This window comes from Bradyrhizobium cytisi, from assembly GCF_008123515.1.
In the GTDB taxonomy this organism is placed as follows: Bacteria; Pseudomonadota; Alphaproteobacteria; order Rhizobiales; family Xanthobacteraceae; genus Bradyrhizobium; species Bradyrhizobium cytisi.
The window spans coordinates 55,842-65,056 of record NZ_VSSR01000009.1; the positions used below are offsets into that span (position 1 = coordinate 55,842).

Annotated in this window: 12 protein-coding genes; 6 read left to right on the forward strand and 6 right to left on the reverse strand. The window is 57.9% G+C overall.

Annotated features, from left to right (window positions below; translation table 11 throughout):
* Positions 1–6 precede the first annotated feature (6 nt).
* Complete coding sequence (locus FXB38_RS05215) at positions 7–615, reverse strand: transglutaminase-like cysteine peptidase (protein ID WP_148749705.1); 609 nt, start codon at positions 613–615, stop codon at positions 7–9.
* Between the two features lie 188 nt (positions 616–803).
* Here FXB38_RS05215 and FXB38_RS05220 point away from each other — a divergent pair, with 188 nt between their 5' ends.
* Complete coding sequence (locus FXB38_RS05220; RefSeq protein ID WP_148749715.1) at positions 804–1,541, forward strand: metallophosphoesterase family protein; 738 nt, start codon at positions 804–806, stop codon at positions 1,539–1,541.
* Between the two features lie 124 nt (positions 1,542–1,665).
* Positions 1,666–2,241, forward strand: coding sequence for a hypothetical protein (locus FXB38_RS05225; RefSeq protein ID WP_148749706.1), 576 nt, complete (start codon positions 1,666–1,668; stop codon positions 2,239–2,241).
* Positions 2,242–2,890: 649 nt separating this feature from the next.
* Here FXB38_RS05225 and FXB38_RS05230 read toward each other — a convergent pair.
* From FXB38_RS05230 to FXB38_RS05240, 4 genes are all read right to left on the reverse strand, one after another.
* The gene (locus FXB38_RS05230; protein ID WP_148749707.1) at positions 2,891–3,313 is read right to left on the reverse strand and encodes a hypothetical protein; all 423 of its coding nucleotides are present in this window, start codon (positions 3,311–3,313) and stop codon (positions 2,891–2,893) included.
* A 50-nt stretch (positions 3,314–3,363) separates the two neighbouring features.
* Positions 3,364–3,651, reverse strand: coding sequence for a hypothetical protein (locus FXB38_RS05235; RefSeq protein ID WP_148749708.1), 288 nt, complete (start codon positions 3,649–3,651; stop codon positions 3,364–3,366).
* A gap of 653 nt (positions 3,652–4,304) precedes the next feature.
* Positions 4,305–4,460: a hypothetical protein gene (locus tag FXB38_RS42580; RefSeq protein ID WP_187434676.1), complete on the reverse strand. Its 156-nt coding sequence runs from the start codon at positions 4,458–4,460 to the stop codon at positions 4,305–4,307.
* A 264-nt stretch (positions 4,461–4,724) separates the two neighbouring features.
* A complete protein-coding gene (locus tag FXB38_RS05240) occupies positions 4,725–5,132 on the reverse strand; it encodes a hypothetical protein (RefSeq protein WP_148749709.1) in 408 nt (135 codons plus the stop codon).
* 137 nt (positions 5,133–5,269) lie between these two features.
* On the opposite strand from FXB38_RS05240, the gene rfbA reads away from it, so the two are divergent.
* The 4 genes from rfbA to FXB38_RS05255 all read left to right on the forward strand — a co-directional run bounded on the left by rfbA (position 5,270) and on the right by FXB38_RS05255 (position 8,827).
* Entirely contained in the window at positions 5,270–6,160 is an 891-nt protein-coding gene (rfbA, locus tag FXB38_RS05245; protein ID WP_148749710.1) for a glucose-1-phosphate thymidylyltransferase RfbA, read from the forward strand.
* 12 nt (positions 6,161–6,172) lie between these two features.
* The gene (rfbB, locus tag FXB38_RS05250; protein WP_148749711.1) at positions 6,173–7,237 is read left to right on the forward strand and encodes a dTDP-glucose 4,6-dehydratase; all 1,065 of its coding nucleotides are present in this window, start codon (positions 6,173–6,175) and stop codon (positions 7,235–7,237) included.
* A gap of 219 nt (positions 7,238–7,456) precedes the next feature.
* On the forward strand, positions 7,457–7,630 hold the full coding sequence (locus FXB38_RS42585) for a hypothetical protein (RefSeq protein WP_187434677.1): 174 nt from the start codon (positions 7,457–7,459) through the stop codon (positions 7,628–7,630).
* A gap of 828 nt (positions 7,631–8,458) precedes the next feature.
* Positions 8,459–8,827, forward strand: coding sequence for a hypothetical protein (locus FXB38_RS05255; RefSeq protein ID WP_148749712.1), 369 nt, complete (start codon positions 8,459–8,461; stop codon positions 8,825–8,827).
* A gap of 120 nt (positions 8,828–8,947) precedes the next feature.
* On the opposite strand, the gene FXB38_RS42590 is transcribed toward FXB38_RS05255, so the two are convergent.
* On the reverse strand, positions 8,948–9,215 hold a 268-nt coding region (locus FXB38_RS42590), incomplete at its 5' end, for a hypothetical protein (protein ID WP_210250868.1).

Genomic DNA, 9,215 nt, shown 5'->3' on the forward strand with positions numbered 1-9,215 from the left:
GGCAACCTAGACCCTGCTGCTTACGATCGTCGTCCAAAGCTTTGAGTTGGGCATCTGCATGCGCACCCAACGATAGGGGACGCGCGACCACGGCTTGATCTGCGAGGTCATATTATCGAGCACCAAATCTCCACTCGTGGTACGAACAACGAGAATGAGGTGATGCTCGCCGGAATTGACGACAACCTCACTCAACAGCAGGGCCCGGGCCGGCCAGCCACGCGCCAGCAATTCATGCCGCTTGCTGACCGCATAGTCGTTGCAATCGCCCCGCACTGGATTGATCACCCATTGCTCGCCGGCCAAGCCGAGCTCATTTCTCTCCGGGGCGATCTCCCGGTTAACCATCTGATTGACCTCCTTCAGATCCCCCCATCGATCCTCGGTGAGCCGAACCGGCCCACCCCGAAACATCGGCTGTGTGCGGCACTCGTCCCGATACCGCAGGCAGAATTGCGTATATGCCATTGGCGGAAGGGTTGGGGTCTCGAGCTTAATGCGCTGGATTGCGGATTGAAGCCCCATCGGCATTCCCAGAAGTCCCGCATGGACCGGCTCGAACCAAATGAGACCGGCGGCCATAACCCCCAGAGCCAAAGTTGTGATTTTACGCATTGGTTGCTCCCCGCATGCTTATTGGCTAGGAAGCTAACCTCAAGAGTTTGAAATTCCGCGGCATTTCGCCCGCTAAATGGACTCAAAAGCCAAGCAGATTTTTGCGATTCCGTTTACTATGTGCGTTGAACGCAGTTATTCGAGCGATTGACGCCGGAAGACGAAAAGGCCGCCAAGTTCGGCAGATGATGAGATTGTCGAAATCGAGGAATAAGACGCGAAAGCCGTTTCTGCCGGAGGGCATTCGCATCTATGCGATAAGCGACATTCATGGATGCGCCGATCTTCTCCAGCAAATGTTCACCGTAATCGACCGCGATCTCACCACGATAGGCTCGAGGCGCGCAATCCACGTTTTCCTCGGAGACTACATTGATCGGGGACCTGACTCGAATCGAACCATCGAACTGCTGATTGAACGTGGCATGAAGCATGAATCGGTGTTCTTGAAAGGCAATCATGAGACCTTCCTTTTGGACGTACTGAACGCCCCCTCGCAGCTTCAGAACTGGAAACAATATGGCGGGCTCCAAACCTTGGCGTCATATGGACTTAGCCCCTCTCTCAATCCCGATCCGGCTGAACAAGACCAACTCATTCGGCAATTATCGCAGGCAATTCCGGTCCGTCAGCAGTACTTTTTGAGGAGCCTGCGCGCGCGCTTCGTATGCGGCGACTACTTTTTCGTGCATGCGGGCGTCAAGCCTGGCGTCGCCTTGGCAAGACAACAAGAGCAGGACATGCTCTGGATCCGTGAAGAATTTCTCGAAAGCAATCAGAACTTCGGAAAATACATTGTTCACGGCCACACCCCCGTCCAGCAGCCAGACATACGACCGAACCGAATAAACATCGATACGGGTGCTTATGCTACTGGCAATCTAACGCTTTTAGCCCTTCAGGACGAAAGTATGCTCGCTCTCTAGTTGACGCATGGCAAGCCGTTTTCTCTTTGGACGTTTTATGAATTCAACAACCAGAGTTCGTGTCCTAACGTTAGCCCTTGCGGCAGCGGTCGGTTGCTTCGGGATCGCATCAGGAGCCGCGGAAATGACGGCCTTGAATCGGCCGGATTTCCCCAAGTATCCAACCAAGGCCAATCTTAACTCGGACGCACCGGTCGAATGGATCGGGACGATCTCGCCGTTGCGGTCCGACCTTGAAGGCAACCAGGCGCTGGTTCTGGCACTACAGGCGATCCAGCAGGCTAGAGCCGATCACGGGCTTCGAGCAAACAGCGAACTTGCCCGTTCGCGTCTCAAGCACGCTCTTTCCTTGGCGCCGTATGATGCCGAATTGTGGTTAGCATTGGCAGTGCTAGAGGCCGGGCAGGACCCCGACGGACCTGGAGCAATCGAATCATTGAAAATGAGCTACCTCACTGCGCCAAGCGACGCGCGACTGATGCCTCTAAGACTTGCTACCGTCACCCAATTTGATGCCCTTGCAAGCCCAGATCTAAGGGACTTGGCCCTGGGTGATGTACGTCTCATGTTGACGCGACAACCGGATCAGACGCCGGCGTTAGTGTCAGCCTATCGGCAAGCCTCAGGCCGGGGCAAAGAGTTCTTGAAGGGTGCGATCCGGACCATCGATCCCGCACGTCTCAGAACGTTAAGCGGCTAGTTGGGTCCGGCAGGCCCGGTGGCCGTTGCGGAGCGGGGCACTCCACAGTTGGCTTTGGGGGATATTGCCCGTTCCTCGCGGAACGTCTAAGATCAGCCGCAGTTGGGGACCGTACCATGCGATCAATTTTCGGACTACTTGCGCTCATCTTGTGCTCATCCACGTTGGCAACCCCGTCATATGCTGCCGACTACGCGATCCCCGTGGTGAAGCATGCAACGCGCGTCCCCTACATTGACCGGGGTCCAAATCCATATTGCGGCCCACGCTGCGGATGTCCGACCGTAGTCCAGGTTCGGCACAAGTCGCTTCAACAAGCTTATCCCTATACATTCGATCCCCGGACGAGGGATGAGCCTAATTACTATTACGGGTCGGTACGAACTTATGTGCGTTATGTGAACCCTTTGGACCCACAGCGGGTCCTGGCCTACTAGCCTGCTCGCGAACTTCGCGCCGCCGTTAGGATCCATTTAAACGGAATCGCGTTATCTCGTTCGTCGAACGAGGTGATTTTGATGTATGCGGTCCAATTGCTGTCGTGCGCGTTTGTGATTTGTACGACCATTACACTCAGCAGTTACATTTTGCTGCGACACTGCCTGATGCAGTGGTGCGACGAATGCTAGCTTGCGCGGACCGGTAATGCTTAACGGCTTTCCAAGGGCCGAGGCCTGTAATCGGGAAACCTGCACAACACAGCCGCTTTCATGAACTTGTAGTGAGCAATGGAAGAGTCCAGCTCCTTCAGGCGGCGCTGGCCATTTTGGATTTCCTTATCGAACAGATCCTGGTGATGATTATCCAGGGCTTCACGCTCGAGATATTCGGCATTGCCATTGCCGAGCGTTACGGCCGCCCGTGCCAACACGTCCTCGACCCGCCGGTTCAGGCCCGATTGCTCCCGCTCGGCCGCGTGCAAGGCATCTTCGATAGCGACTATGATGGCTTCGATGCGCGACTGATCAGTCTCCGCGTCGCGCTCCGGTGAACGGGCACGGAACTCCGCTTCACCGCCGATGCGGTCTCTCAGGAAACTGTGGGTGCGGGCCCGCAAAAACAGCTGAAACATGCGTGCATCTTCCGGTGGAGGCGCCAGACCAGAAAATGGGTCCTGGATGGTTAATAAAGGCTAAAGCCTGCGGGCTGCTCGCCACGGTTTTGCGCCATCCATGCCTTCCAGGCGCCATCGTGCTTGGCGTACAGTTCCAACCAGCGCTGTTCGCCGTCAGCCGACCACAAGATGGTCTCAGCTAGCGTAGCAACTGACCTGTCCGCCTGATCGAGCGTCGGCTGGCCGTCCAACCGCTCAAACTCAAACGTTTCCTCGAGCGTGAGACCGATCAGCACCCTGCGGCCGACCGCATCGACGAAATACCGCCGCGGAGCATTGTTCCCAAAGCTAGTCATGGAGCGCCACCTCTCTCGTGTTCCAGGGACCGGTCAGCGCATTTGATCCAAAGTTGAATTCCATACAGCGAACGACCAAAACAGCCACCCAGACCATCAACGCAACTCCCCAACTCAACGACATACACGGAAGGTAGCATCTGCTTGCAAAAACCGTGCGTAGCCTAGCGCCGGCAAAACCGATGAACAACAACCGGCTCCATTTTAACCTAACCGGACATGGTTAGCTCCTCTCGTCCTACCGACCATTGATATTTGTGCACGCAACGACATAGAGCGAACCAGCAATGATTGCGCAGCCATCTGGTTGCAAATCCTCAGAATGCACGTCGCGCCTTGGCAATCGAATCGCCTTGGTGGTGGGTGGTCGGACCATATGGCGCGTAGAGCCGATGGAGTTGCTTACGTTTCCGAGACCGCATCGCGCGCGCCCTGTAACCCACGCCAAAACCGACCGAGAAAATCGCAAGCAAGATCAGGACTGGCATCATTCGGAAATCTTTCCATTTGCGGAACGTTCCCTCTCCCCAACGTGAGCATTCTCATCGTTCAGTTCAGTTGTGTCGACATCAAGTTTAACGTCGCTGATTTTCTTGTCAGGCTCGAGAACTTTTGGGCAGCAATCTGCTTGAGGATCAATCATCCACCTGCAGTTAGTTGAGGAACCACAGCATCAATCTCACCAGCAACAGCGTGATGAAATAAACCCATCCCGCCATCGCGATCAGCGCCACGCTCAAGAACGCGCCTTCGAATGCACGTTCTCTGATCTTGGTGAAAGGAAATGCCGCCCAGGTCTTTTGAAGCATTTGCGTATTCGCATTGGTCGTTTGCACAATCATAGACGAACGAATTCGACGATCTCGTGACGCATCATCGTAAAACGCGTCGCAAGAATTTTTCTAGAGACGATTCAGCAAAGCAATGTTGCCTGCACGCATCATGATAGGATTGTGAACCGGAGTTGCCTGGACATTCCACGATTTCGCGCGCAACGACTCGATTCGTATCGGCCGGAACAAAATTCGCGAGGCTCCAGCGCGACGGAATAAAATAAGTGTCGTGCAACCAAGCTAGCGGGGGGCTATCGGCACGAGGTCCGGAGTCTGTCCATCCGCGCCGGATCGACCGCGAAACAGAAAGAAGCCCTTGTCTGTGGAGACAATGTCTCCTGATTGCAGCGTGTCGTCGCCGAGCACTCGCTGGGTGGCTATCTTCTCAGGCGGATCCGGCACGACCAAGCGCAGCGGAGCATTGATCCGCCAATCCCGCCGGGCCTGCTCGGCGCGCTTGCGCGCATCGTCGATCCGGCGCTTCCAGTCATCGCGAGGGATCAGATTGTCGGGGGAATGAGCCATGTCGTTCGCCGGCGCCTCGGCTGCCGGCACCTCGTCGCCCGCGCGGCCCGGCCCTGTCCATGCCTGGGCGGCCACGACCAGCACGATGGTTGCGACGAAATTTGCCTTCATACCCGTCATCATGGTCGTCCAGAATTGCCACCTGCTGCATAATCCGTCATGGGGGCCCTGTCTGCGGGGCGCTGGGTCGAGAACCCCCTTGCACGCGCCGAGGCATGCATTATCACGAGGCAGACATTTAGTTTGGGCTTTGAGAACGCATGAAGGGTATCATCCTGGCGGGAGGAACGGGCTCCCGGCTCTATCCGGTGACGGCCGTGGTGTCGAAACAGCTCCTGCCTGTCTTCGACAAGCCGATGATTTATTACCCGTTGTCCACCCTGATGTTCGCGGGTATCCGGGACATTCTCATCATCACGACTCCGCAGGACCAGCCGCTGTTTCAGCGCCTGCTCGGCGACGGTTCCGAAATCGGCCTGCGTTTCTCTTATGCCCACCAGGACAGCCCGCGCGGATTGGCGGACGCCTTCATCGTCGGCCGAGACTTCGTCGGCAAGGACCCGGTCGCCCTGGTGCTGGGTGACAACATCTTCTATGGCAACGGCCTACCGGAAATGTTGAGCCGGGCCGCCGCGCCTAAGCGCGGAGCCACGATCTTCGGATATGCCGTCAATACGCCGGATCAATATGGCGTGGTTGAGCTCGATGCTGGCGGACGCGCGCTGTCCCTCGAGGAGAAGCCTGCGCAACCGCGCTCGAACGTCGCGGTGACGGGGCTCTATTTCTATGACAATGACGTTCTCGACATTGCCGCCGGGATTTCGCCGTCCGCGCGCGGCGAGCTTGAGATCACCGACGTCAACAGGGTCTATCTGGAGCGCGGAGAGCTGTTTGTGCGGCTCATGGGGCGCGGCATGGCCTGGCTCGACACCGGCACGCATTCCTCGCTGGTCGAAGCTAGCCATTTCGTCCAGATCCTCGAGCAGCGCCAGGGGCTGCGCATCGCCTGCCCAGAGGAAATTGCGCTGCGGCAGGGCTACATCTCCCTTGAAGCCTTCGAGAAGCTGGCGCAAAAAAGCGCCAAGAGCGGCTACGGCGAATATTTACTGTCGGTCTACCGCTCGTTTGAGCGCAAGGCGGACGGCTTCTGAAGCAGAGACCGAATGCGCTTTGAGGACATCACCATTTTCGTGACCGGCGGTGCGGGCTTCATCGGCTCGGCCGTGATCCGCCATTTGATGGCAGACACCGGTGCGCGCATCGTCAACATCGACAAGCTGACCTACGCGGCCAATCTCGACTCGCTGCCGGGCGCAGTCGGCCATCCGCGCTATGCTTTCGAAAAGCAATGCATCGGCGAGAGCACCGGCCTGCGTGCATTGTTCGAAAAGTACCAGCCGGATGCCGTGATGAATCTCGCGGCGGAGAGCCACGTCGACCGTTCGATCGACGGCCCGGCGGAGTTCATCCAGACCAACGTGATCGGTACCTTTACGTTGCTTCAGGAGGCCCTGCGGCACTGGCGGGGACTGACGCCTGCGAGGCGCGCGCGCTTCCGATTTCTCCACGTCTCGACCGACGAAGTGTTCGGATCGCTCGGCGCCAACGGCATGTTCAGCGAGGATACGGCTTATGCGCCGAACTCGCCCTATTCGGCGAGCAAGGCCTCGTCCGATCATCTGGTCCGCGCATGGCGGGAGACCTACGAGCTCCCCACCATGGTGACCAACTGCTCGAACAATTACGGGCCATATCATTTTCCCGAGAAGCTGATCCCGCACATGATCATCCGCGGGCTGGCGAACGAGCCTCTGCCGGTCTACGGCGACGGCGGCAACATCCGCGACTGGCTGTATGTTGCCGACCATGCGTTGGCCCTGACACTGGTGCTCGAGCACGGCACGGTCGGCGAGACCTACAACATCGGCGCACGCTGCGAGCGCAGCAATCTCGACGTCGTGGCGCAAATCTGCGAACTCCTCGACGAAATTTCACCCGGGATCACGGGTTCGCACCGCGGGCTGATCAGCTTCGTCACCGATCGTCCCGGCCACGACCGGCGCTACGCTATAGATCCCGGCAAGATCGAACGCGAACTCGGATGGCGGCCGCGTGAAACTTTCGACAGCGGATTGACCAAGACCGTTCGCTGGTTCTGCGACAATCGAACATGGTGGCAAGACATTCTCGATCGCGGCTATCAGCAGACGCGTATCGGCCTCGGTTGAGGAAATCCCGTGGTTATACGGGAGGCACGTGCCGAATTTATCTCGGTAAGGTTGAGCAGTTAGCTTAACCCGCGTTGTTTGTTGCGAAGTCTCACCGATCGCATATCCATCTTCGCACCGGGCTTTCCCCATGAGCCCGGCCCCACCCAAGCAAAGCCGTCGAGCGCCATGGGTCGCTTGGCGGCTTTGTCTTGGATTTGCGAGAGGAACAATTTGGACATGGCGCGCAAGCCCTGGTCATTCAAGGAAGACCGTCGGTTGATGGAGCTGGCCAGGTCTTGTACTTCGCTGGAAGAGGCGGCAAAGCAGCTGGGTCGGTCGCCCCACGCGGTCAAGCGCATGGCACTGCGCCTTGGCTTGTCGCTCAAATCGAAAGCCACCAAGCAGGGCTGACAGACCCGGTCACGAGGCCAGTTGACGCTAGACGGCCGATGGTTCTGTACGTCGCCACCGCGTCAATGATGCGCTTCGTCATCTACGTCCCGCCTTCGACGTCGCTTTCGTGCGCTGCGGCTGTGGATCACCCGGCCTGTCGACCGCGGGATCCAGGTGCACCGTCACGAGTTGAGCGTCGTCCGTGTGAGACAATCATCGCGCCGATAGGTGTGCCCTACTAACCAGGTGCGCGCGATCAATACGCCGGAAGCGGGATGAACATTCGGCAATTGAGCTCCGCAAATCACGGAGTTCGCCAATGCCCGTGCGGCAAACTACGCGACCGCCGTCGACCATCTTGCAATCACTTATCCGCATCCACAACCCGCCGTAGCTTGTGCGCATTCCGAGGCCCTAGCAGTAAACGGTTTGAAGGGCTGGCATCCCGTTCTGATGCCGGCATGGCACGCTCAATCAGACGCTCAGTCCACACACACCGACGACGGCGAGCGACGGCATTCGCGAGTTGCCGGTGTTCTGTAGGACTATCGCGGCCTAAGTCGAAAAATGGCCGGGCGAGATCCGGCTTTCCGAGCTCGAGCCTCAAGCCTTGCAGTTGAAACGGCACTCGTGCGCCCTCTACGGCGGCAGCGAAGCAGCGATGATGACGGTGTGGCGGCAGGAACTCCCCCTCATCCGAACGGCCGATCCCGCGCCCCGCATTCAGCCGTCCCTACCCGCAACCGTTTCACGACACGCAGGCTGTCGAGCCCATCCTCGCAGCGATTTTGTAGGCATTCCTCACCGGGCTCTCGGCTTTTACCGGCGCCGGGGAGGAGATTGCATTTGACCACGGTCATTAATCCCGAGCTGGACGAATTGAATCGCGAGATCGCAGTGCGCCAGCGCCGCACCGAAGATCAGCAGGTTCTAATCGAAGTTCTTGAGCATGATGACCACCATAGACTTGAGCAAGAGATAACCTTGGACAGAGAGCGTTCTAAAGCTTGCCCAACAACTCCAACTGTTACCTCATGGTTTGGCGTAGATGCCGATGAGAAATTGGCCGCATTCGTTCGCCTCGGACTAACATCCACCGGCGGCCTCGCGCGCGAATCACTCAATGTTGCAAATGTGGCCCAGAACTGCATGCTCAAGAAGCTAAAGGCATGCGGGCTGTTTCGAACGGACGTTCTCCACGACACCCAAGCCTGAAACGGCGACTTCGGTCTCACGTTCTTCCCGCCCGAAGCTGTCCCATCGACCGAATACGCAGAGCGTTTCGGATGGATCGCCCAAATCGTCTCAAGCCTCACCTACGGAAGCGCACGCTTCCTACTGACGCTCTTCGTAGCGATCGCAGCGAGCGTCCCCACGCTTAATGTCCGAGTCGATCTCATCGAGCGGGGGAGTGCAGCGAAGTAACGAATACTTGTCGTCGTACGGCGCCGGTTGTCTGCGGCAAACACTCGCGCCGAACGGCACTTGAATTGCCTGATTTCCGACGGTGTAAAAGCACTTGTCCGACTTCTGATCCACTTTTTTCTCGCCCTGGTTTTGCGCGGCTGCGAGCGCCGGCACGACTAGTGGCTCGGCACAGTGA